The organism is Azospirillum lipoferum, assembly GCF_024170005.1.
GTDB classification, from domain to species: domain Bacteria; phylum Pseudomonadota; class Alphaproteobacteria; order Azospirillales; family Azospirillaceae; genus Azospirillum; species Azospirillum lipoferum.
On sequence record NZ_JALJXJ010000017.1, the window covers coordinates 109,908 to 134,721 of the forward strand.

The window sequence follows — 24,814 nt, forward strand, 5'->3', positions numbered from 1 at the left end:
TAAGGAATGTCCGCCCCCCACCCCGACCTGCTCGTCCTCAACGCGGTGGCGACCAGCCAGCGCGACCGGCTGCGGTCGGCACCGGCACCGGAGCGGGTGCAGGCCGACGGGCGCAGTTTGGCCCAGCTGCTGTCCTTCGCCGTCGATTACGGGCGGCTGATCACCTTCTACGACCTGACCAACCTGCCGGATGGCGACTGGTCGGCGTTCTTCTCGGGTGATCCCAGCATCGCGCTGGCCCTCCAGGTCGGCCTCGACATCCGCGGCTTCGAGGCGGACTTCGACCGTCTTGCCGACGCCCTGCGCGATGCCCCCAGCCTTGAGGCACAGCGGCGGGCCGCCGACGCGCTGGTCCTCGCCGTGCTGCGGCTGGTCCGGCTGATCGAGACCGATGCCGATTCCAGTTCGATCGAGAGCACGCTCGGCGCCGCCATCGCCTCGCGGCACCGCGGGCAACTCGCCGCTCCGGCGCAGCAGCTGATCGCCCATCTCGGCGGCAACCCGTTGGAACACGGGCTGCGCCGCGCCTGGACGGGGATCGAACGGGGGTGGGCCGACCGGCTGGCGGACCTGCTGGGGGATCTGGCCGAGGCGCTGCTGGGCGTTCTCGAGCAGGGCCGTGCCGCCGCCTGCACCCGGCTCGAGGCATCGCTCGAGGCCCAGGGCCACCAGCCACAGGCGGCGCTCTACAATGCCTTCACCATGCTGTTCCGGCATGCCCAGGACACGGTCAACCGCTTTCCGGAACGGCTGGTGCGCTTCTACGACGTGGACGTCCTGCACCAGGATCGCCGTGACGGCAGCGCCGATCGGGTCTATCTTGCCTTCACCCCGGCCAAAGGCGTCATCCAGGCATCGGCACCCAAGGGCACCGTCTTCACCGCCGGCAGCGACGCTTCGGGCCAACCCGTTCAGTATACCCTCGACCAGGCGGTGTCGGTGGGGACCGCCGCCGTCGCCGCCCTGCGCACGCTGACCGTGACGCGGGAATCGCCGCAGTCGTCGGCCGTCCCCCTTCCCGCCACGCCGCTGCCGGCACAGGTGCTCGGCGGCGTCGCCGTCCTGTCGCAGACTCCGCCGCTGATCGCCGAACCGTTCCCGCTGTTCGGCGCCGAGGAGGCGGGCACCGACGGCGCGCTGGTCTCGACCGCCGCCAGCCTCGGCTTCGCGCTGGCCAGCCCGACGCTGGAGCTGGCCGGCGGCCAGCGGACCGTCAGCCTCGGCCTCTCCTTCGCAGCCGACGGGCTGGCGGCGGCCGAAGCCCTGCTGGCGCCGCTGGGCGGCGATCCGGCGGCCCTGCTGGCGCAGGTTCTCGCCGCCGCCTTCGCCCTGCGCTATTCGACCGCCGGCGGCTGGATGCCGGTGGCGGGCTATACGGTGACCGCACCGGCCACGGGCCAGAATGCCTTCACCCTCGCCTTCGCGCTGACGGCCGACGCCGCCCCGTTCGTCGCCCTGTCCTCCACCCCGCCGGTCAAGACCGCCCTGCCGGTGTCGGAAGGGGTGGTGCCCGACGACACGCTGCCGGTGCTGGTCGCCGACCTCCTCCAGACCAGGGTGACCATCGGCGCGCCGGCCGGGCCGGTCGATCTCTATCCCTACGCCGTACTGAACGGGCTGGCTTTGACCGGACTGACGATCGCGGTGGCGGTGGACGGGCTGACCGACCTGACGCTGACGACTCCCGGCGGCAGGGCGTCCGCGGATCAGCCCTTCACGCCGTTCGGGTCGCCGCCGGTACAGGGGGCCGCCCTCGACGTCGCCGCGCCGGAGCTGTTCATCAAGACGCTGGACCGCCTGTCGATGCGGATCGGCTGGTACGGGCTGCCGGTGCAGACGACCGGCTTCTACGGCTACTATTCCGCCTATGTGATCGACGCCGATGGCGTGAAGCACCCGCCCGGCTCGCTGTTCGACAACCAGTCGTTCCGGGCGTCCTTCAGCGTGGTGAACCCCGGCCTGTGGACGATCGGTCAGGCTGCCGGCACGGATCCCGCTCAGGACGGGACGGCGGATGACCCGCCCTACCTGTTCCGCACGGTGAAGGACGCGTCGCCCGCCGATGGCGAGACGGACAATGCCGATGCGGATGGCGGCACGACTGGCGATGGAGCGGCCGGAAACACCGTCCCCGACAGCCGGGGACGGCTGTCCCCGGAAACGGTTCTGGCGGCGCCCGCCATCGTCCAGACCGCCCCGCCGGACTATTACGACCCGGCCTCCTCCGCCTTGCGGCTTGCCCTTGCCGAACCGGACTATGCCTTCGGCAACACGCTCTTTTCCGCCAACACCATGGCGGCGTCGGTCGAACTGACCGCGGCGGCATCGGCATGCGCCCAGAAATGCAGCCGCCCCGGTCCGGCCCTGGCGGCGATGCTGGACCCACTGCTCGCCACCATCGGGCAGGCCTCCGACAAATCCTTCGTGCAGAGCGTCGGAATGGCGCTCCAGCAGGCGCTGTCGCAGATGGTCGGTGCCGGCGTGGCGGCCGCCCAGGATGCGATCTCCGACAGCGGCGCCCCGCCCGACCAGCAGTCGGCATGGCGGGACAGTCTGGCGGCGGCGCTCAACGGGCAGACGCAGCGCCCGCTGTCCGGCCGCAGGTCCGCCGCCACGGATCCGGCGGCGGCGCTCACGCAGCTGTCGCAGTGGATCGCCGCGAACGGCACCGCCCTCGGCACCGGCGCGCAACCTGATCTCGGTGTGGCGCGGACGCTGGCCACAAGCGGCGGCACGCTCGCCGCCACCTGGACGGCTGCACAGGGGCAGCCGGTTCCGGCCGCGCGCCAGACAATGACCGGCGCGGTGCAGACGGCCAAGGCCGACCTCGACGCCGCCGAGGCCGACCGCTCCAGCGGCTGCCTGCAACGGTGCCTGGATGGACAGCCGACGAACGGCTTCCCCAACCAGCCCTGGCTGCCTCAGATGGCCGGCCTCAGCGTCTCCTACGGCGCCGCCACGGCGCTGCCGGACGACCGGGCGAGCGTCTATTTCCATCTGCTGCCGTTCGATGGGGTGGCGGCGGCGGGCTGGCCGTCGGATGCCGCGTCAAATGCCGGCGTGCCCCTGCTGGCGCCGATGCCGCAGGATGGCGCGCTGTTCATCGGGCTGTCGGCGCAGGACGGCCAGCTGGCGCTGCTATTCTCCCTGGCGCCCGGCGAAGAGGGCTGGCCCGAGGAGGCGCCGCCGGTCAGCTGGTCGCAGGCGGTGGGGGCGGAATGGGCGGAATGGACGCCGCTGACGCCGTTGCGCGACGACACCAACGGGCTGCACAACTCCGGCATCGTCACCTTCGAGCTGGCCGCCGCCCCGGCAGCCCTATCCGATGCCGCCGCTTCCGCAGGCGCCACGTCGGCGACCGCCCCGACGGTGTGGCTGCGCGCCGCCGTCGATGCCGACACCGATGTCTTCCCGCTCCTGGCCGATCTCGTCACCAATGCCGGCACCGCGAGTTGGATCGGACCCGGCGGCGCGGACTCGCTGGGCACCCCGCTCAAGGCCGGCACGATCACCGCCAGCGCCGCTAAGCTGCCGGACATCGCCACCGTCAGCCAGCCCCTGCCCTCCTTCGGCGGCCGGCCGGTGGCGACGGGCAAGGGGTTCGAGATGTGGATGGCCGAGCGGCTGCGCCACAAGGGGTTCGGCGTACAGTCCTGGGACTACGCGCGTCTTGCGCTGGCGGAGTTCCCGGCGCTGTGTCAGGTGGCCGTGGTGCCGGCGGCCAACGGCGACGGAACGCCGGCCCCCGGCACGGTGTGGGTCGTCGCGGTGCCGGGGCCGGCGACGCAGGGCGTCTCCGACCCGACCGAGCCGACCTGCGACACCGCGACACTCGGCCAGATCCACGACCTTCTGGCGACGCGCATCAGCCCGTTCATCAAGCTCGGCGTCAGCAACCCGCCCTATCAGCGGATGAAGGTAACCGCCAGACTGGTGTTCAGCGACCAGGACACGGTCGAGGCCAGCATCCAGCGTCTGAACGACGAGTTGATTCGTTTCCTGTCGCCATGGCCGGACCCGGCGTCCGGACCCCGGCCGGACAACTACTACACGGCCGATGCGGTGGCGCGCTTCATCCGTCACCGGCCCTACGTGCTGGGCATCCTGTCCTTCGACTACGCACCCGACCCGTCGCCGGCCGTCCCCGGCTGGTCCTATCTCACCTCGGCCTTGGCGCATGCGCTGACCGGCGAGGCGCCATGACACGCGAGGTGACCGGAAAGCCGAACAGCATTCCGCGGACGCTGCCGACCGCCGCCGGCCTCAGCTATTCCGGGCTGCGGGCCGAGGGCACCCGGCTGGTGCAGGCCATGTCGGGCCAGATCTGGACCGACTACAACTACTCCGATCCCGGCGTCACCATCCTCGAACAGCTCTGCTACGCGCTGACCGAGCTGTCGTTCCGCGCCGACTTCCCGGTGGCCGATCTGCTCGGCGCGCCGGCCACCGGCGCCGTGGCCCTGTGGCGTCAGGCGCTCTATCCGGCCCGCGCCATCATGCCGGTCAACCCGGTGACCAGCGGCGACCTGCGGCGGCTGATCATCGACCGCGTGCCCGGGGTCGGGAACGCCTGGTTCACGCCCTGCCCACCGGCGGAGGTGCAGGGGGTCTCCGGTCTCTACCGCCTTTCCCTGCTCGTGCCCTCGCAGGACCCCTGCTGTTCCGGCAACGACGACCGCCTGAAGGCCATCGTCGAGCGCGCGCGGACGACCTATGCCGCCCACCGCGCCCTGTGCGAGGATGTCGAGAGCATCGTCCTCCTCGCCCCGCTGGCCACGGTGGTCGAGGCCGACGTCCAGCTCGACGACGGCGCCGACCCCAACGCCGTGATGGCACGGCTCCTGTTCGGGCTCGGCCTGCGGCTGGCGCCGGAGCCGAAGCGGGCGCCGCTCGATGCACTGCTCGCCGCCGGACGCACGACATCGGAGATCTTCACCGGCCCACTGATGCTGCGCGGCTTCATCGCCGACGAGCAGTTGACGCCCTTCCCGGCCGTGATGCCGGTCGATGATCTGCTGCAGACGATGGCCGAGACGGCGGGCGTGCTGTCGGTTCCCGCCCTGTCGGTGCGGATCGACGGCGATCCGCGGACCTACGCGCCGGGCGACCTCGTTTCCGTCCCGGAGGGGCGCGTGCTCTGGCTGGCCGAAGGGCCGTGCGACGGCTCCTATCCCATCCGGCTGTGGCGCGGCGATGTACTGTGCCAGCCCAATCCGGGGAAGGTGCGCCGCCGCCTCGACCGGCTGTGGGCGGCGCAGCGGCGCACCTACGATCTGTGGCCGGAATACGCCCGGCATTACGCGCCGCCACGCGGCCGCAGCTGGAACCCCGCGGCCTACAGCTCGGTGCAGGACCAGTTCCCGCTGGTCTACGGCATCGGCGAGTACGGGCTGCCGTCCAACGCGCCGGCCTCCCGTCAGGCGCGCGCCAAGCAGCTCAAGGGCTATCTGATGGTCTTCGACCAGCTGATGGCCAACTACTTCAGCCAGCTCGCCTTCCTGCGCCACTTGTTCTCGATCACGACGGGCGGCGGCTCCACCTACGCCTGGCAATCGCTGGAGCACATCGTGCCCGACGCGGCGCCGTTGCTGCGTCCCGATTACCGCGAGGGCCTGGAGCGGCTGGTCGCCGCGGACGACCCGGTGGCGGCCCGGCAGTCGGCCATCCTCGACCTGCTGCTGTCGCTCTACGCCGAATCGTTGACGGCACCAGCCCATGCCGCCTGCAGCTGTGGTGGCGATCGGCAGCAGACGGAGCTGGTCGAGGCGAAGCGGGCACTTCTCGCCCGCACCGTACCCGCCACGCGCGACCGTGGCCGCGGCTTCGACTATCTGCGGCCTCAGCCGGGCGACGGGATCGCCGGGCTGGAGGTGCGCGCCCGCATCGAACTGGCGGTGCTCGACGCCTCGCTGCACGGCAATCAGCCACAGATGGTCGCCGATCCCGGCGACGCCGATTTCGGACGCCGTCTGACGGCGGACGAGACGACGGCGGTGGAACGGGACTTCCTGCCCATCACTCCCGGCAGCGCAGACATCGACGGAGCGGACGACCATGGGGCGCCGTTGACCGGCCGGCGGATCACCGCCGCGCTGTGGCCGGCGCTGGCCGACGCCCGGCGCTACCGCATCGGACTGCTGTACCGCGACGGCGCCGTCTGCCTGACCTGCCGGGACAATGACGGCGTCTGGTGGCTGCTGGGCGAACATTCCGGCGTCGCCGAGGCCATCGCCGCCGCCGACCGCCTGATCCGCGCCGCGGGCGGCCGCCATACGCAGCTCACCATCGTCGAATGGACGCTGCTGCGCTACGCGATGCACGGGCCGTGGGACGAATGGCAGACCGGCGGGCAAGGCCACGGGAACCACCGGGGCACTGGCGGAACGTTCAGCTTCCGCGTCAGCGCCGTTCTGGCCGTGCATGAGGACGAGCGCCGCGACGCCGGCTGGCGCAGCGGGGCCGAGGCGATCCTGCGCGCCAATGTCCCAGCCCATATCGTCCTCGATTGCCTGTTTCTCGACCATCGCCGGCTGCGCCGCTTCCGAAGGCTGTACGAAGCGTGGGCCGAGGCGCTGCGCGCCGGGCCGCCGGGCCGCCGGGCCGAGACAAGCCGGCGCCTGGCGCACTTCCTGGACGAGGCGGCGCCCCGTCCCGTCCCGACGCCTGCCCCTGCGCCGTCAGCGGCCCCGCCTCCGACAGCGACACCGGCGCCAACCTCCACGCCATCACCGGCGCCCGATCCCACCCCGGAGCCTGAACCGCCCCCCATCGAGCCGGCAGCGGAACCGATGCCGATGCCCGCGGCGACGGCGCAGACAACATCGGAAACACGCCAGCAGGTCCGCTTCCCACCGCGGCGCGCGCCGGCACCAGGCGTCACGCCCGCCCCGGAACAAGCCCCGGAGCCCTCGGAGCCGACACCGGACGCCCCACCGGAGCGGCGCTGGTGGCAGTTCTGGCGCCGATCCAAGGCGACTCCCCCTCCGCCGACCAAACCGCCGGCGCCGCCCGATCAGACAGCAGCAGACAGCCCGGACCGGCGCACCGCGTCGCTGGCCGGGCGGGTCGTCGCGGCGACGCCAGGGGCCGCGGGATTCGACACCGACACGGTGCTGACGGCCGCCACCGCCCGGGCGTTCGCCGCGGACGGCTTCCAGTTCGCCATCCGCTACCTGTCGCGCGACGCGATCCAGGCCGGCGGCGACCTGACGGACGCCGAGGCCGAAGACATCCTGCAGGCCGGTCTGGCACTGATGGCCGTCCAGCACGTCGCGCCGGCCGGCTGGACGCCGAGCGGAAAGCTCGGCCGCCGCTACGGCCTCTATGCCGCGATCAACGCGCGGCGGGTCGGCCTGCCCTCCGGGGTGACGCTGTGGCTCGACCTGGAGGGCGTGGCCGCCGGTACGCCGGCGGACCGGATCATCGACTACTGCGATACCTGGGCCGACGTCGTGACCGACGCCGGCTACGTCGCCGGCCTCTATGTCGGCGCCGACTGCGGCCTCACCGGCGAGCAGATCGCCACCACCCGGACGCGCTATTTCTGGCGTTCGGGCAGCACCGTCCCCGACGTGCCGGGGCGCGGCTACTGTCTGCTGCAGACGATCGCCGCCAACACTTCGCTCGATGGCGTGGCCTACGATGACGACGCCGTGCAGACCGATCGGACGGGCAACACGCCCTTCTGGCTGACCCGCGCGCCGCCGGCAGCCACCCCACCGGAGGAGGACAGCCCATGACCACCCATGCCACGCTGCGGCGTGCCGATACCCGTCCGGCGCAGACCTCCGACACCGCCGGGACGGCACGCGCCGCAGGTCCCCAGCACGCCATCCTGACGCAACTGGCGGCTGACCTGAACGCCCGCTCCGGGGTGAGGCAGTTCGCCGATGCGGCGCCCGGCCAGCGGACGCCGGCTGCGGGCCGCAACCGCACGGGGCTTCCCGACACACTGAAAGCCGGAATCGAAGCGCTGTCGGGCGTATCGCTGGACGATGTCCGCGTCTACCGGAACTCGCCCAAGCCCGCGGGAATGCAAGCCCTGGCCTACACACAGGGGACCGACATCCATGTCGGACCGGGACAGGAGCAACATCTGCCGCACGAAGCCTGGCACGCCGTGCAGCAGAAGCAGGGCCGGGTCCGGGCAACCACGCAGATGAAGAATGCCACGCCGCTCAACGACGATGCACAGTTGGAGAGGGAAGCAGACGTGATGGGTGCGCAGGCGGTCCAAATGATGACGCGCGCGCCAATGGTCGGCACCACCGACGCCGCCCCCCTGCGGATCGCCCTGCCCGGATTGGCGGTTGTTCAGCGCAAGTATGCGCCGACCAGAAAGGGTGAGGTCGTCTGGGTGAAGCCCGCAGGCAGCGTCGATTGGGTGAAGGCCACATTCATTTCGGACGACGGCCGGGCCTGGAACTTCAGGTCCGAAGACGGCGGAACCATCTCAATTTCCAACAGGAACAACATCAGCCAGGACAATCCTGCCGAGTACGGCGATGGAAATGACAAAGAGACGCTGTTCGATCAAAAAAGCGCATATTCAGTGTGCCAGCATCCCGACTGCGGGAAAAAATACAAGAACTGGCATGAACTGTACAGACACGTCAGAACCAACCACGATTTTCCCAAGCAGGAGAAATATCCCTATGCCCTTCTCGGTGGGCAGGGAGCCAGTTCCTACGTGCTCAACAGGAACAGGACAGGTAAAGAATGGAGTGCGACCTTCCATTCGAAGAAGACAGGCAACAACATGCATTCCGAATGGAACGGCGCCGAATTCCTGCCCCGGAAGAAAGTGAAGCTGGATAAGCAGAGCCGAACGGAGAGAGCCGGGAGAGGTGACGAAGAAGGGATGGAGCACGATCACGGTGTGATCGATCACAGCCTCGTCACTTCCAGTTTCCAGGACTTCATGGATGAAAATGGAAAGCACACCAGCTTCTTCTACACAGGAGAGCCGCATTGTGGCCTCTGCTCGCTCTCGCTGCAATCGGCTCGCCTTCCTACGGTCTATCCGACGGAGGCGGAGCCCAGCCAATCGCAGAGCTACAGGGTGCCCTGGTTCGCTCCGAACATGGAAGAGGTCGCGGCCAGATTGGGTAGCCAGCTCCCCCGTGAAGGCAACCCGCTGGTTCTCGACAAGAAAAAGATGAAGAATGTCACGAAACCCCGCATAAAATACAACCGCACTTTGAAAATCAGAGATAAATCCATAAATAAAACGGATAAAAATCAGCAAAAACGGTATATTTTGCAATCGATTGCTTTGAACAAAAAAGCCTATGAAGATTTCTTTTCCGCTCTTGGAGAAATTGAGGGGCCAATCAGCCAACAGACAATATTGGAGCAGCTTGCCAAGACACCGGTGCCAATGGCTCCCGACACGTTCGATCAGTATGACCCTTTGTCACGGGACGCCAAGCGCGGCGGCAAGACCAAGAAGTCATCCAAGCCGCCGCAACCGAGCCAGATCCTGACCGGCATGGACGGGCAGTCCACGCTCACCGCGTACGAGACGACAGGGGACGGCAGTTGCGGCATCCATGCCATGTTCGGCACCCCCGACGAAGATGGATGCTACACCGCAGCGGATGCCCCGCAGCGCCGCGAAGCGTTGGCGCAACGGATCGAGACCGGCAACGTGGACGGTGGACGCTATCACCTGATGCTGTCTGATCTGGTGGAGGAAACCGTTCTACGCCGGATGCGCAACGCCAGAGCGCAACTCACACCGGATCAGGCGCTGCTGTGGAACCAGTTCCGCCAGATACCGGGGTTCCGCAACGCGCTACGCGACCGTATGGCCCCGCATGATGAAACGGATGCGATTCTCCGCGACGACAGGGCCGACCTGCTGCGACGATACCGTGAGCAGCTGGGTACGGTGCCCGCCATCCAGGCTTTTCTGGTCGACGAGATCATGCAGTCGGATGCGAAGTCGGACCGGGATGCACGCCGCCGCTTGGAAAGATGTGCCTCCGGCGGGCGCGCTGCGCTTTTGATGACATTTGATCCCGACTATCTCGAACGGGTCATCGAGGCGAATTTCGACGGCGTGGTGGCGCTCGACACCAGCGACATCAAGGACGACGTCGAGCAGTACCATGCGGAGCGCGAGCAGGCGGGGAACGACCGCCGGGCCGAGATGGACGGCCTTGTGAACGGTCACATTGCCGAACTGCGCAACGCCTATGCGGCTGTGGTTCGCAATCCGGCCTACTACCTGCGCGAGGAGGATCTCAGGGAAGTGGCGACCATGGAGAACCGTGGCCTGCACATCCACCGTCGTCACGACCAGAATCCCGACAGTTTCGTCAATGCGGTGACGCACGACGGCCCCAATCCATTCGTGATCTTCCACGAGGGTGCCCACTATGAGCGGGCTGAGGAGCAAGCCCGCACGGGTCGCCGCTCCAAGTCCAGAAAATAAGCCCGCGGAATGACAGTGCGCGCAACGCATCACATAGGCCGCCTCACCGTCGAGTGTGCGGTGGCCGATCTCGATAGTGCGCTGGCGCTGCGTGCGCGCGTCGAGGACATGGCGCGGCAGGCCATGCCGCCGGTACTGGAACGCGTGTTCGACGCCCTGGTGCCGGACGGCCGCCACCTGCGCCTGGGCCGGCTCGACCTCGACCTCGGCACCGTCGCCGCCGACCGGCTGGAACAGGAGTTGCCGGCGGCGCTGGAGCGGGCGCTGAGCGATGCGCTCACCGGCGCCATCGCCGCGGCGCTCCACGCGCCCGTCCCGGACGGCCGCTTTATGGAGCCGGGCGAGGCACTGCTCGACCGCTTCGACGCCTACCTTGCCAGCGGAACCATGCCGTTCGGTGCCGCAACCGCCGCCGACCCCACCGAGGATCTGCGCCGCCTGCTCGCCGAGCGGCCGGCGGCGCTGGCAGCCCTGCTGCACCGGCGCGCTACCGACCGCCATGCGCTGGAACGGCTGGTCCTGCAAGCCGGCACGGCCGAACTGCGCGCCCTGCTGGCTCTGCTGGCACCCGCAGACGCCACGGTCATCCTCACCTATCTGGCCGAACTGCTGCGCTTGCACCGCAAGGTGCCGGCGCTGCCGATCAGCGGGTCGGCACTGGAACGGCGGCTGTGGCTGCTGACCCTGGACCACCTTCTGCGCGACGCCGGAACGCGTTTCAACCGTCGGATGTATCTTCGCTTCCTGGTCGCCGGCGCGGCGCGGGCCGAGGGGATCGCCTACGCCGCGCTGCTGCTCGCCCTGCGCGCGGCGGCGGCGCGGACGCGGCGGCAGCGGCCACTGGGCGATTCGCTGCCGGGGCTGCTCGACGCATTGGCGGCCGAGCTGCCGGCCGACGCGGACGCACCGGCCGCCGATGGCGGCGAAGACGATGCGTTCCTCCTGGCGGAGGCCGGCGACGTAATGCCGCTGCTGGCGCTGCTGCGTCGCCGTGCCGACGACGACGCCATCCTGTCGCTGACCGCCAGGTTGAGCGGCGCGGTCTTCGCCCGGCTGGTCCGGGCGCTGGAGCCGCAGCACGCCGCGCTCATCCTCGTCTATGTCGCCGAACTGTCCAGGACGCACCGCGCCGAGGCGCTTCTGACCCTGTCCGACGCCGCCTTCGAGCCGCTGCTGCGCCTTGTGGTGCTGCGTCTGCTTCTGCGCGACGCCGGTACGCAATTCAACCGCCGCTCTTGGCTGCGCAGGCTTCTCCACGATCTCGCCGCGCAGGAGGATGTCCCCTATGACCGCTTGCTCGCCACGCTGACGCAGGCCATGCGGCGGTTGCGCCATCGCCTGCCCCCCACGGCATCGCTGCCGGCGCTGATCGGCGATCTCGCCGCCGAACTGCCGGCCGGGCGCGGCGCAGCTCTCCCCTGGCCACCGGAGCGCGACCCCGCCATGCGGCGCCTGACGGCATCGCTGAAGCGCCGAGGCACGGCAACCGGGCGACACTCCCCGCTGCCACAGGGACGGGCTCGGACGGCGCTGGTGGAGGCGTTGGCCACCGACACTTCAGTGGCGTGGCGACGGTTGGCCGAGCGGACGGCGGCGGCGGACCGTGCCGGCCTGTTGCGCTGGCTGACCGCCGACCCCGCTCTGCTCATCCGCTTCGCCGCAGCGCTGGGCGACAGGCGGCGTGACGACTGGCTGGCGGCGCTCGATCCCGCCGACGGCGCCGGAGCACGGGCGGCCGTGCGGGAACTGCGGCGGCTGCACGCCGGACAGCCGCTGACGCCACTCGACGGCGAGGCGTTCGCCCGACTGGTGTGGACGCTGACCGTCCAGGCGCTGGCGGGCGGCGTCAGGCCTCCGGCCGGCCGCACCGCCCTGCTGCGCGACCTGCTGGCCCGGCTGGCGAGGCACCAAGGCATCCCGACCAGCGGGTTGACGGCGGCGCTGTGGCCGCGGGTGGCCGACCCCGCCCTGCGCGCGGCGCTGCCTGGCGCCAACCCGCCGGATCCGCCGGATCCGTTGACCCTCGTCGAAGGCTTCCTGCGCACGGGCGAGCCACCGGCCGGCGGGCCGGCGCTGGCCGAGGCGGCGGAAAGCCATGCACCGGGCCTTGCCGCGCTTCTGCGCCGTCTGGTTGCCGCCGATGCCGGTCGCACGGCGGCATTGATCGGGCGGCTCCTTGCCTGGCTGCCGCCCGAAGACATCGTCGACTGTCTGCAGCCAGGCCGTACGGTGGCCGCGGCACGATGGGCGGCCGTGCAGACAGGCGATGCGGGCGGCGACGGCGCATCGGCGTGGAGCGCCGTGCTGGACCACATCCTGCGCGGTGAGCCGGTGCCGGAGGCGCCCGGCACGGTGACCGACGCCCTTCCCGAAGCGGAGCGGGCGGCTCTGCTGCGCCATTGGCTGGACCGTGGCGCTCTGCCGGACTGGGCACCGCCCGGCACCCTCCCCTCGGATCTGCTCGACGGGCTGACCGCGTGGCCGCTGGCCGAGGTTTTGACCCTGTTCGGCGACACCGACGCCGGGCCCAATGCCGCCCGCCTGCGACGCGCCGCCGACCGGCTCGGCTGGTCACGGGCGGAGGCGGCGCTGCGCCGGCTGGCGCCCTGGGTGTTCGCCACCGACGGCCCACTGTCCGCCCGGATGCATGGCCTTGCCGAGGGCGAACGGCGCGATTTGTCCCTGCGCGCAGTCGCCGCAACGCTGTCGGGCCAGCCGTTCGACCTCGAAGCGCTGGACACGCCGCCGGATCCGACCGTCTCCGGGACGGCGGACAGCGTCGACGTCCCGGCCAACCGCGCCGCGCTGATCGCCTTCCTGGCCGGCGCCGTGCCGACGCCGGCCTTCGGCGACGGCTTGATCCGCCTGACCCTGGCGTTGGCCGACGCCCGCGACCCGGAACTGGACGCCGCCCTGTGCAACGGGCTGTCCCGCGCCGGCGTCCGTGCCGGCTGGGTGGCGGTGATGCCCGACGAGATCCTGGCGAGGCTGGTTCACCGGCTGGAACCGGGCTGGGCACGCCCGCTGCTGGCCCTGACCACCGTGCTGACGGCGGCATGGCGGCAGGCGGCGGCGCCCGACCGCCGTGGCGATGCCCGCCGGCTGGTCTGGAGCCGGCTGTTCGCGGTGTTGGCCGGCCCGCGGGCATCGACGATGCGCGCCACCGCCGACCGCCTGATCGCCGGGTTGACCGGCGGCGACCCTGAAGACGGCAGACGCGAGGCCCCGGATCCAGTCATCAGGGATCCGGTGACCACCGCCCGCGTCCTCGCCCGCGCCCGCGAGCTGGCCCGCGACGGCGGCTACACCGGCCTGTCGGCCCTTCTCCGTCCGCGCCCGCCACGCCGGCCACCGCCACCGGCGCCGCGCCGGGGGTCCGACCGCGCCGGCGATTCCGGCGTCGGCGAGACGCTTTACGTCGGCAATGCCGGGCTGATCCTGTTCAACCCGTTCCTGCCGCATTTCTTCGAGCGGCTCGGGGTGCTCACCCACGGCGGCGATGGCGCGCCGGCCATCGTCGGGACCGATGCGGCCTCGCGCGCCGTCCACCTCCTCCAATATCTCGTCGACGAGCACTGCGACCGTCCGGAACCGCAGCTCGTGCTGAACAAGCTGTTGTGCGGCGTCGTGGCGTCGGCGCCGGTCCTGCGCGCGATCGAGCCGACGGAGGCGGAGCGCAGCGTCTGCGATGAGATGCTGCGCGCGGTGATCGGCAACTGGACGATCATCCGCAACACTTCGCCAGCCGGTCTGCGCGAGACCTTCCTGCAGCGCGAGGGACGGCTGCAACGGGGCAACGACCGCTGGACCTTGGAGATTCAGCGCAAGACCGTCGACATCCTGACCGATCAGGTCCCGTGGAACCGTTCGGTCGTCTACCACCGCTGGATGGCGGCCCCGATCCACGTCACATGGTGAGCCCGGACATGACGAATTGCCCCACCCCACCTGCAGCCCGGTCCGCCTCCGCCCCCGCCCTCGAACGCGAGCTGGCATGGTTCCAGGAGACGCTGAGCCACCGCTTCGCTCTGCATCTCGGCACCTTGGCGGAGGATGGAGGGGGGTGGCCGGCACCGCCCGACCATACCGGCGACGATGGCCCCTTCGCCACGGCGCTGCGCCGGCTCGACCCGACGCCGGCCGAGCGGCTGGTTCTGATGCTGGCGCTGGCGCCCTACCTCGCGCCAGAGGCGCTCGACCCCTTCCTCCTGCAGAACGAGGCGACGGGCCGGCGGTTCAGCGAACTCGGCGGCCAGGTCGGGCAGTCGCATACCGGCATCCTGCCAACCGTCGAGACGGCGCTCTTCCTGCTAGCCGGCACCGACCGCGCGGCACGCATCGCGGCACTTCCGCTTTTCAAGCCGGAGCACCGGCTTGTCCGCCAGGGCATCCTCACGGTCGAGCACCGCCACCCGGAAGAGCCACCCGCCGCCGCGGTACTGGGCATGTCGCGCGATCACCTGGAACGGTTGCTGACGGGCGGCGACTACACATGGCCGCCCGGCGAGGGCTTCCCGGCCGAGCGCATCACCACGCCGCTCGACTGGGACGACCTCGTGCTCGACGACGCGACACGCCGGCAGATCGGGATGATCGACAGCTGGATCCGCCATTCGCATACGCTCCTGCACGATTGGCGGCTGGCGCGGCGGCTCAAACCCGGCTACCGCTGCCTGTTCTACGGCGGCCCCGGCACCGGCAAGACGCTGACCGCCTGCCTGCTCGGCAAGAGCCATGGATTGCCAGTCTACCGCGTCGACCTGTCGCGGGTGGTGTCGAAGTGGATCGGCGAAACCGAGAAGAATCTGGCCGCGCTGTTCGACCGCGCCCAGCATCATGACTGGATCCTGTTCTTCGACGAGGCCGAGGCCCTGTTCGGCAAGCGCACCGACGCACAGTCGGCCAACGACCGTTCGGCCAACCAGCAGATCGCCTATCTGCTCCAGCGGCTGGAGGATTTTCCCGGCGTCGTCATCCTGGCGACCAACCAGCGTGGGCACATGGACGAGGCGTTCGCACGCCGTTTCCAGTCCTCCATCCTCTTCCCCATGCCGGACCGCGAGGCGCGCCGCAAGCTGTGGGAGGACATGTTCGCGACGGGCGCGGTCCCGCTGGCCGGGGACATCGACTTCGAAGCCTTGGCAGACCGGCACGAACTGGCCGGCGGCGCCATCGTCAACGTTCTGCGGCACGCCTGCCTGCTGGCGGTGGAGCGCGAGCCGCCCCGCGTCCAGCTTGCCGACATCATGAGCGGCATCCGTCAGGAGCTGCGCAAGGAGGGGCACTACCTCACCCGCTGACGGGCGCCCCCTGCCGGCCAACTCCGCACCGTAGCCCTCACGGGGATGCGTTGTCCTTGAATGACACGTCGTTTGCCACGAAGGACCAGAACGCGGCCCACCCGGAGGGGGGAATCAAGATCGTGACATCGTCCCCCTCGAATTTGAATTGCGGATTGATCCCGAACTGCATGGATTTGTCCTGAACGCCAAGAGGATTCGAAGTATTTGGAGAAAGAAAATTGATGAAATATGTTTTTAATTTTGGAGACAGATTGACGAGCATGACCACATCATAATCACCTTCACGGTTGTTTCTCTCCGTGCTGCTGAATGAATAAGTTTCATCGATACGAAACGCCTTCATTCCCTCGCTCCCCTTACGGAAGACATCCTTTTCTGTTCCACGGGAAATTTGATAGGCGGCACTCTCCGCCTTCGACATTTTCCGCACCAGCTGCTTTCCAGCCAATATCTTGGCGGTGGCCAGCTCAAGCTGGTTCTTGTAATTGACGTCTGCCTTATCGTTCTCCAGGAAGTCCGCCGCCTTTCTCAAGTCCTTTAAGTTACTTCTTCCTTGAAAATGGCGGAAATCGGATTCTTTGCCGCCTTGATAAAGATTGCTGAACAAATCGATATGCGTATCATTGATTGAATTCAAACCTTTTGTTATTTCGTCGCCGCTCATCAAGGCATATTTATCCATGATGGCGTCACTTTTCCCAGGGGAAACGCGAAGACGCGCATTCCCTTTCCTGGTTGATTTGTCTTTATTCTTCACATGCCGTTTACGTGGAATCACAAGCGGTTCTTCATGATCCTCCTGGTCGGATTCGCTTTCCGCTTCCTCTTCGTTGGCAAAATTCTCGATGCTGCGAAGCAAATCCGATGGACTCTCATAGGTTCCATCATTTTTCTCGATAAATCTTTCCACCAATTCCTTGGCATCAGCCCTGTATTCCAGAAAGTTATATTCGATTGTTTTATCGCTCTCTATGTAATCCACGACCTTTTCGTAAGTGTCGAGTGTGACCTCGGGCTCGTCACCCACCTCTCCGATCAGGACACGCTGTACAACAGTACCGGAGTGTTCCTGACTTTTTGCTTGAACAGGGGCGGACCGAACCGGGTTTTGATTCAATCTTGTGCCCAACTGCTGCAAAGCCATCACCCTCGAACTGTTGTTGAAGGTGGCCGACAACGACGCGAGATGGGAGGTCGCCGCTTGACCGGGGCTCCGCCCCCGATCCACATCCTGCCGCTCGATGACCTGCTGGCGGTCTCGCATCTGGAAACCACCTCCTTGCCCGGAAGCGCCCGATGGACCACGCATGACCGTCCCCTCGTCAGGAAGGTGGACAGCCTACCAAACTAGCGAGCAATTTCCCATAAAACAAACCGCAGGTGGGATTGACGGCTTCCAAGACGCGGGAAAGAAGCGGGTCTGCCCGACTTAGGCGCACAAATTGGCGCAAGGGCGGAGTTCACCGGCAGCCAATGGTGCTCAGGCGACCTTGCGGGTGGTCGGCATGCCCAAGCTGGTCATCATGTTCATGACCTTGCAGCGTACGCCTCCGGTGAGAGCCGTCTTGGCAAAGTAGGGTCCGGCGTCTGATTTTTGCGTTGCGCGTCATCGCTCGGACGCAAACGAGTTGCAAACGTCATGGCTTATCAACGGTTCGAGGTACTGACGGGGACGGAGCGGTTCAGGCGGGCTTTTTGTGACTTGGTTGCGGGGCACGCAACCAACGATTCCTACGATTGCTCGAAGCTCAAATCCCCAAGCTCGCAGCAATTGGCGGCTACCGCTGCATCTCGACCAGAGCGTCCGCATAGGCGGCTTGGGCGCGCAGGATGTGCTGGGACAGCAATTGCCTGAGCAGCGTCAAATCACGGTTCTCAAACGCCTCAATCATGCTGCGGTGCTCGCCGAACGACAAATCCTGCTGGTCGCTGTGCGGAACCGAAAGATGCGCGCGCAACGCCGCCACCCGGCCCGAGATCGTCCGATAGGCATTCGCCAGATGCACGTTGCCGCAATGGTTGACGAAGCTCTCATGGAAAACGGTGTCGGCACGGGCGTAGGCCTTGGTGTCGCCAGCCTCGCGCGCAACCCGCATCGTTTCCAGGGCGGAGGTCATGTCGTCCCGCGTCTCCGCAGGAGCCCTCTCCATGCAGCGCTCCAGCGCGCTGGTCTCCAGCAGCAGCCGGAAGGAGGCGAGCTGCTCGACATCCTCCAGCGTCGGCTGGAAGACGAAGGTCCCCTTCTTGGGCACGATCACCACCAGCCCCTGTTGCTCCAGCCGGGTCAGCGCCTCGCGCATTGGGGTGCGGCTGACGCCGAGCGACAGCCCCACCGCATCCTCCGACAGGGCTTGGCCGAAGGACAGTTCGGCGTTGACGATGGCGTCGCGCAGCCGCTCCTCGACGATCGTCGACAGGGCCTTGGGAAGCTCGATCTGCAAGCGCGGTATCATTGTCTGTTCCACGGTCCGCCGGTTGCGTGCGCTCTGTCAGGCCTTATCCGGCGGTCGCCGAACCGCCGGGCCATGACGCATGAGATAATCCCTCCGTCTTCGAAGAGCAATATCTTCCATCTTGGACACTGTATCCAAGATACAGAGCCTTGCACACAATCATGGACCGTGATAGAGGGCATACCAAGCAAATGAGCCGGCCGGGCGCCGGACATACGGAATCATGCGAGGGAAGACGCCGATGGAGATCATGGCCACCCAGAGGATCCCGGACGTCGAGAGCGGCAGGAGATTGCCGGACGCGATGCTGGCGGATCTGCGGCATCTTCTGGGCGCGCGCCTGGCCCTTGGCCTGGCGGAGCGCGAACAGCATGGGCGGGGCGAGTCCTACCACGCCACCCAGGCTCCCGACGCCGTCTGCTACGCGGAAAGCACGGAGGAGGTGTCGGCGATTCTGCGTCTCTGTTCCGCCCATGGCGTCCCGGTCGTGCCCTTCGGGGCGGGCACTTCGCTGGAAGGTCATGTCTCCGCCGTGCGCGGCGGCGTCTGTATTGATCTCAGCCGCATGACGCGCATCATCGCCGTGCGGGCTGAGGATCTGGATGTGACGGTCCAGGCCGGGGTGACGCGCATCCAGCTGAACGAGGAGCTGCGCGCCACAGGCCTGTTCTTCCCGATCGATCCCGGCGGGGAAAGCACCTTGGGCGGCATGGCGGCGACACGGGCGTCCGGCACCAACGCGGTGCGCTACGGCACCATGCGCGAGAACGTGCTGTCGATGACCGTGGTGACCGCCGACGGCGAGATCATCCGTACCAGCGGCCGCGCCCGCAAATCCTCGGCCGGCTACGACCTGACGCGGCTGTTCGTCGGCTCGGAAGGCACGCTCGGCATCATCACCGAACTGACCGTCCGTCTCTACGGCATCCCGGAGACCATCTCGGCCGCCGTCGTGCCCTTCGAGACGGTGGAGGCCGCCGTCGCCTCGGTCGTGTCGATCATCCAGTACGGCATACCGGTCGCCCGCGTCGAGTTGATGGACACACGCACCGTGCAGGCGACCAACCGCTACTGCGGCCTGTCCTACCGCGAGACGCCGACCCTGTTCTTCGAGTTCCACGGCTCGCCCGGCACCGTCGCCGAGCAGATCGCGATGACGAAGGAGCTGACGGCCGACCACGGCGCGCTGGACTTCGAATCGGCCAGCGATCCCGATACCCGCGCGACCCTGTGGCGCGCCCGGCACGCCGTCCATTACGCGGTCCAGGCCATGCGCCCCAACGCGAAGGTGTGGAGCACGGACGTCTGCGTCCCGATATCGAGCCTGACCCGCTGCATCGCCGAGACCCAGGCGGACATCGCGTCGGCCTCCTTCTTCATCTCGATCGTCGGCCATGTCGGCGACGGCAACTTCCATCTCGGCCTCGTCATCGACCCGTCGGATCCGGCGGAGCTGGAGGAGGCGGACGGCATCAACGACCGGCTGATCCGCCGCGCCATCGGCATGGACGGGACCTGCACCGGCGAACACGGCATCGGTTCGGGAAAGATCAAGTTCATGGAACTCGAGCACGGCCGCGCCGTCCGCGTCATGCAGGCGGTCAAGGCGGCGCTCGACCCGGCCAACATCCTGAATCCCGGCAAGGTCCTGCCGGCGGCCTGAGCGGCCGGCCCCTCCCCCGAGAGCGCAACGCCTTCACAACAAGAACGGCCGACGCCGTCAATTCGAGGAAACATCCATGCAGAACACCCTGATTTCGCGCCGCGGCCTGATCGCCGGCGCCGCCACCCTGGGGACCGGCTTCACCCTGGGCGCGGGAATCGCCGGCCTGGGCATCGCCGGCTCCGGCCGCGCGCAGGCCGCGGCGCCGATCACGCTGCGCGTGTCCTCCTCCGCCCCGCCGGACCGGTTCGGCGCCCATTACCTGTGGTTCAAGCCGTTCCAGGAAGAACTGGCCAAGCGCGTCGGCGACCAGATCAAGCTGGAATATTTCCCCAACGGCCAGCTTGGCCGCGAGGCCGACGTCGTCAATCAGGTGAAGGGCGGCTCGGTTGACATGATCCTGACCGGCGCCTCGATCTGGGCCACCATTGTGCCGGAGTTCGGGCTGCTGGACCTGGGCTTCCTGTTCAACAGCTACGACCATTGCGCCCGCGCGCTCGACACCGGGGTCGGCGCTGCCTACGACGCGATGCTCCAGGAGCGGGCCGGCGTCACCATCCTCGGCTGGGGATTCCAGGTAGGCGCACGCAGCATCTATACCAACAAGGAAGTCACCACGCTGCCGCAGCTCAAGGGCAACAAGCTGCGGGTATTGCCGACCAAGGCCTTCATCGACACCTTCAACATCATCGGCGCCACCCCGACGCCGATGCCGATCAACGAGGTCTACACGGCGCTCCAGACCGGCGTCGTCGACGGCTTCGAGCATGATCCGGGCACGGTCCTGTCCTACAAGTGGTACGAGGTGTCGCGCCATTGCCTGCAGACCCGGCACATCTACACGCCGCTGCTGGCCTATATCGGCAAGCGCGGGCTGGCGAAGATCCCGGCCGCGCTGATACCGCAGTTCCAGCAGGCCGCCGCGGCCGCGACCGCCGCCTGCCGGGCCGAGGTGCCGAAGGTTGAGGAGGAGGCGATGACCCAGCTTCGCGAGAAGGGCCTGACCTTCCTGGAGGTGAAGCCGGACGAGCTGCAGGACCTGAAGCGCCGCATGAGCGAGGAACTCTACACCGCCTACCTGAAGCAGTATCCCGCCACCGCCCCGCTGTTCGAGAAGATCAAGGCCAGCGCTTGAGGCCCCCGGCGCTCCTCCCCCCTTCCGAAGCGAGGTGACTGTCATGGAAATAGCGTTGCCCCCGCGCAGGGAATACGGCGACACGGCGCTGACCGAGCGGGTGCTCGCCCGTTTCGTCACGACGATCGAATATCTCGGCGCCGCGATCCTCGCGCTGGACATGGTCATCGTGGCCGCCTCGGTCGTGGCGCGGTACTACTTCCACGCCCCCTTCGACTGGGCGGAGGAGATCGCCAGCGGCCTGATGTCGACGATGATCTTCCTGGGGGCGGCCAGCGGCCTCGGCCGCACCCAGCATGTCGGCATCGACGTCGTCGTGAACCTCCTGCCGCCGCGCTGGCGGCCCTTCGTGGCATCGGTCGCCGCCTGGGCCACCGCCCTGGTGGCCGGCATGCTGCTCTACTCGACCTACGACCTGATGCTCGACACCCATGGGCAGACGACGCCAATTGGCCTGCCGCAATGGTGGTTCCACCTGCCGGTGCTGCTGGGCGTCGCTGCCATGACGGTGTTTGCGGTCAACAACTGTTTCAAGGCGGAGCCGGCGGCGCGCTGGTCGGCGCTGGCCGTCTGCCTGACCGTCGCCGCCGCCATCCTCGGCTGGAACGTGCTGCTGCCGGACGACACGGTGTCGCCGATCCTGCTGCTGTGCATCGCCGCCGTCGGCGGGCTGGCGCTCGGCGTGCCGGTGGCCTTCGCGCTCGGGCTCGGGTCGATGTCCTATTTCCTGATGGATCCGTCGCTGTCGATGCTGATCTGGGCGCAGCAGGTGTCCTCGGGCGCCCACCACTTCGTGCTGCTGGCCATTCCCTTCTTCGTGCTCGCCGGCCTCACCATGGAGGTGAACGGCATGTCATCGCGGCTGATCGAGCTGCTGCTGCGCATGATCGGACGGTTCCGGGGCGGGCTGAACCTGATCGTCATCTTCGCCACCATGCTGTTCTCCGGGGTGTCGGGGTCGAAGCTGGCCGACATCGCGGCCGTCGGCGGCGTCATCATGCCGGCGATCCGCAAGACCGGGCAGAACGAGAACGAGACCGCCGGCCTGCTCGCCTGCACGGCGGTGATGGCGGAGACGATCCCGCCCTGCGTCAACCTCATCATCTTCGCCTTCGTGTCCAACATCTCGATCGGCGGCCTGTTCATGGCCGGGGTGATCCCGGCGGTGCTGATGGCGCTGTGCCTGGCCGGCGTCGCAATCTATGCCGGCACCCGCGTCGATCTCGACCGGGTCTTCGTCGAGGTTCCGCGCCGTCCGCTGCTGCCGCTGATCGGCGGCGCCGCCGTGACGCTGGCGATGATCCTGATGATCGGACGGGGAGTCACCACCGGCATCGCCACCTCGACCGAGATCTCGGCCTTCGCCGTGATCTATGCCTTCCTGGTCGGCGGGCTGATGTTCCGCGAACTGACGCTGAAGATGACGGTCGCCCTGTTCGTGCGGGCGGCCGCGATGACCGGCAGCATCCTGTTCATCGTCGCCGTCGCCTCCAGCCTGTCCTACGCGCTGACGATCGAGCGCATCCCCGACCAGATCTCCACCACGATGATCGCGCTCGGCCAGCAGTTCGGGCCGCTCAGCTTCGTCCTGGTGTCGATCGTCATCATGTTCGGCTTCGGCATGATCCTGGAGGGCGCGCCCGCGCTGATCCTGTTCGGGCCGCTGCTGACCCCGATCGCCGGCGCTCTGGGCATCAACCCGCTCCAGTTCGGCGTCATCATGGTGATCGCGATGGGGCTCGGCTTCTTCGCCCCGCCCATCGGGGTCGGGCTGTTCGTCACCAACGCGCTGACCGGAACGCAGATGAAGAACGTCGTGCGGCCGATGATGAAGTATCTGGCGGTGCTGGTGGCGGCGCTGCTGGTCCTGGTCCTGGTGCCCGACTTCTCGCTGTGGCTGCCCCGCCATCTGGGGATGATCCGATGACGGCGGCACCGGAAGCGCCCACCCAGGTCGTGCGCTGCGCCTTCTTCCGGGGCCGGGTGGTGCCGGGGCGCGAGACCGCCTTCGAGGCCCTGCTGGTCGAGCGGCTGGTGCCGCTGTGGCGCCGCTTTCCGGGCGCGCTGGAGGTCCGGCTGCTGCGTCCGCTGGACGCCGACGCCCACGCGCCGCCCCTCGCCCTGGTGCTATCCGTCCGCTATCCGAGCCTCGCGGCAATGCGGGAGGCCCTGGCCTCGGACATCCGCGAACGGACGCGGGAACCCACGCGGGATTTGCTGGCGATGTTCGAGGGCGAGGTGTTCCACACCACCTTCGCCGTCGACGAGCACGGCACCGTCCCGTACGGCCTGGACATGCCATGAAAACCGGGCCGGCGTCTCCGTGCGCCGGCCGCACACAGAGCGAGACTGAATCGATGACTTCCGGCACGGCACTGAAACAGCTCCTCGGTCGCGGCGAGATCGTCATGGCACCCGGCGCCCAGGACGCCCTGACGGCCCGCCTCGTCCAGGCGGCGGGCTTTCCAGCCCTCTACATGACGGGCTTCGGCGCCACCGCCGTCCGGTTGGGAACCCCGGATCTCGGGCTGATGACCCAGACGGAGATGACAACCCACGCCCGCGACATGGCGCGCGCCGTCACCATCCCGGTCATCGCCGACGCCGACACCGGCTACGGCGGCCCCGCCAACATCGAGCGCACGGTCCGGGAATATATCCAGGCCGGGGTAGCCGCCATCCATTTCGAGGACCAGAGGGCCCCGAAGCGCTGCGGCCAGTTGGCCGGCGTCAAGCTGATCTCCGCCGAGGAGAACGTGCGCCGCCTGAAATGCGCGCTCGCCGCGCGCGGCGGCGACGATCTGCTGATCATCGGCCGCACCGACGCGATGGCGGCGGTTGGTCCGGAGGAGGCCGTCCGCCGCGCCAGGCTCTACCAGGACGCCGGGGTCGACCTCGTCTTCGTGGACGGCATCAAGACGATCGCCGAGGTCGAGGCCGTCGCCCGGTCGGTCGAGGGGCCGAAGGTCGTCAGCATCGTCGACGGCAACGAAACCACCGCCCTGACCGCGAGCGACCTCCAGGAGATGGGCTTCTCCGTCGTCTTCTACGCGGTGTCGGCCCTGTTCTCGGCAACCCGCGCCATTGCCGCGACGCTGGCGGCGCTGCGCGCCGAAGGAACACCCAAGTCGCGGGAATCCGCCATGATGACCTATGCCGACTTCAGCGTCCTGGTCGATCTGGGGCGCTTCAAGACGCTGGACGACGATTTCGGCTGGTCGTGATCCCGCGACCGACTTCGGCCGGTTCTGTCAGGTTGGCGAACGTGCCCCGTCCGTGGCAGGTTTCCGGTCATGAGCACGCCCATCAACCCATACCGCGGCTTCCGCTTTCCGGCGGCAATCATCAACGAGGCCGTATGGCCGTACCATTGCTTCAGCCTGAGCCTGCGCGAGGTCGAACTGATCCTGGCAGCGCGCGGTATCGAAGTCAGCTACGAGACCATCCGGGAATGGAGCCGCCGGTTCGGGCGTGACTTTGCCAACACCCTCAGGCGTCGCCGGCCCAGACCGGGTGACAAGTGGTTTATCGACGAGGTGTTCATCCGCGTCCGCGGCAAGCAGCACTACCTGTGGCGTGCCATCGACCAGGATAGCGTGGTCCTCGACATCTTGGTCCAGAGCCGCCGCAACACGAAGGCAGCCAAGCGCTTCTTTCGCAAGCTGCTGAAGGGGCTGCGCTATGCCCCGCGTGTCCTGGTGACCGACAAGCTGAAATCCTACGCTGCAGCGAAGAAGGACTTGAAGCTCGGCAGCGAGCATCGGCAAAGGACGTTGGTGTAGAAATCAGCATTTGGGCGGACTTCGCCCTATCCCACGGTGT

Annotated in this window: 13 protein-coding genes; 11 read left to right on the forward strand and 2 right to left on the reverse strand. The window is 68.0% G+C overall.

Annotated features, from left to right (window positions below):
• Positions 1-6 precede the first annotated feature (6 nt).
• Genes J2848_RS29925 through J2848_RS29945 form a run of 5 tightly spaced genes read left to right on the forward strand, consistent with a single transcriptional unit; the run spans position 7 to position 15,738 of the window.
• A complete protein-coding gene (locus tag J2848_RS29925; protein ID WP_149234107.1) occupies positions 7-4,203 on the forward strand; it encodes a baseplate J/gp47 family protein in 4,197 nt (1,398 codons plus the stop codon).
• Positions 4,200-7,739: a glycoside hydrolase domain-containing protein gene (locus tag J2848_RS29930; RefSeq protein WP_149234106.1), complete on the forward strand. Its 3,540-nt coding sequence runs from the start codon at positions 4,200-4,202 to the stop codon at positions 7,737-7,739. The genes J2848_RS29925 and J2848_RS29930 overlap by 4 nt, the downstream gene beginning before the upstream one ends.
• Positions 7,736-10,438: an eCIS core domain-containing protein gene (locus J2848_RS29935; RefSeq protein ID WP_149234105.1), complete on the forward strand. Its 2,703-nt coding sequence runs from the start codon at positions 7,736-7,738 to the stop codon at positions 10,436-10,438. Before J2848_RS29930 ends, J2848_RS29935 begins: the two co-directional genes overlap by 4 nt.
• A 9-nt stretch (positions 10,439-10,447) precedes the next feature.
• Entirely contained in the window at positions 10,448-14,356 is a 3,909-nt protein-coding gene (locus tag J2848_RS29940) for a contractile injection system tape measure protein (protein WP_281288650.1), read from the forward strand.
• 8 nt (positions 14,357-14,364) lie between these two features.
• Positions 14,365-15,738: an ATP-binding protein gene (locus tag J2848_RS29945; protein ID WP_149234103.1), complete on the forward strand. Its 1,374-nt coding sequence runs from the start codon at positions 14,365-14,367 to the stop codon at positions 15,736-15,738.
• Positions 15,739-15,775: 37 nt separating this feature from the next.
• Here J2848_RS29945 and J2848_RS29950 read toward each other — a convergent pair whose 3' ends face one another.
• Together J2848_RS29950 and J2848_RS29955 are read right to left on the reverse strand one after the other, a co-directional pair.
• Complete coding sequence (locus tag J2848_RS29950) at positions 15,776-17,050, reverse strand: hypothetical protein (RefSeq protein WP_149234102.1); 1,275 nt, start codon at positions 17,048-17,050, stop codon at positions 15,776-15,778.
• A gap of 469 nt (positions 17,051-17,519) precedes the next feature.
• Complete coding sequence (locus tag J2848_RS29955; RefSeq protein WP_149234101.1) at positions 17,520-18,194, reverse strand: GntR family transcriptional regulator; 675 nt, start codon at positions 18,192-18,194, stop codon at positions 17,520-17,522.
• Positions 18,195-18,444: 250 nt separating this feature from the next.
• Between J2848_RS29955 and J2848_RS29960 the strand changes: the two genes are divergently transcribed.
• The 6 genes from J2848_RS29960 (at position 18,445) to J2848_RS29985 (ending at position 24,774) form a co-directional block, all read left to right on the forward strand.
• Positions 18,445-19,857, forward strand: coding sequence for an FAD-binding oxidoreductase (locus J2848_RS29960; protein ID WP_149234100.1), 1,413 nt, complete (start codon positions 18,445-18,447; stop codon positions 19,855-19,857).
• 76 nt (positions 19,858-19,933) lie between these two features.
• The gene (locus tag J2848_RS29965; protein WP_149234099.1) at positions 19,934-20,992 is read left to right on the forward strand and encodes a TRAP transporter substrate-binding protein; all 1,059 of its coding nucleotides are present in this window, start codon (positions 19,934-19,936) and stop codon (positions 20,990-20,992) included.
• A gap of 43 nt (positions 20,993-21,035) precedes the next feature.
• Positions 21,036-22,919: a TRAP transporter large permease gene (locus tag J2848_RS29970; protein ID WP_149234098.1), complete on the forward strand. Its 1,884-nt coding sequence runs from the start codon at positions 21,036-21,038 to the stop codon at positions 22,917-22,919.
• The gene (locus J2848_RS29975; protein WP_149234182.1) at positions 22,916-23,296 is read left to right on the forward strand and encodes a putative antibiotic biosynthesis monooxygenase; all 381 of its coding nucleotides are present in this window, start codon (positions 22,916-22,918) and stop codon (positions 23,294-23,296) included. The genes J2848_RS29970 and J2848_RS29975 overlap by 4 nt, the downstream gene beginning before the upstream one ends.
• 53 nt (positions 23,297-23,349) lie before the next feature.
• Positions 23,350-24,216 carry an isocitrate lyase/PEP mutase family protein gene (locus J2848_RS29980; RefSeq protein ID WP_149234097.1) on the forward strand — a complete coding sequence of 289 codons (867 nt, stop codon included), beginning with the start codon at positions 23,350-23,352 and terminating at the stop codon, positions 24,214-24,216.
• Positions 24,217-24,285: 69 nt separating this feature from the next.
• Positions 24,286-24,774, forward strand: coding sequence for an IS6 family transposase (locus J2848_RS29985; protein ID WP_211103282.1), 489 nt, complete (start codon positions 24,286-24,288; stop codon positions 24,772-24,774).
• Positions 24,775-24,814 lie beyond the last annotated feature (40 nt).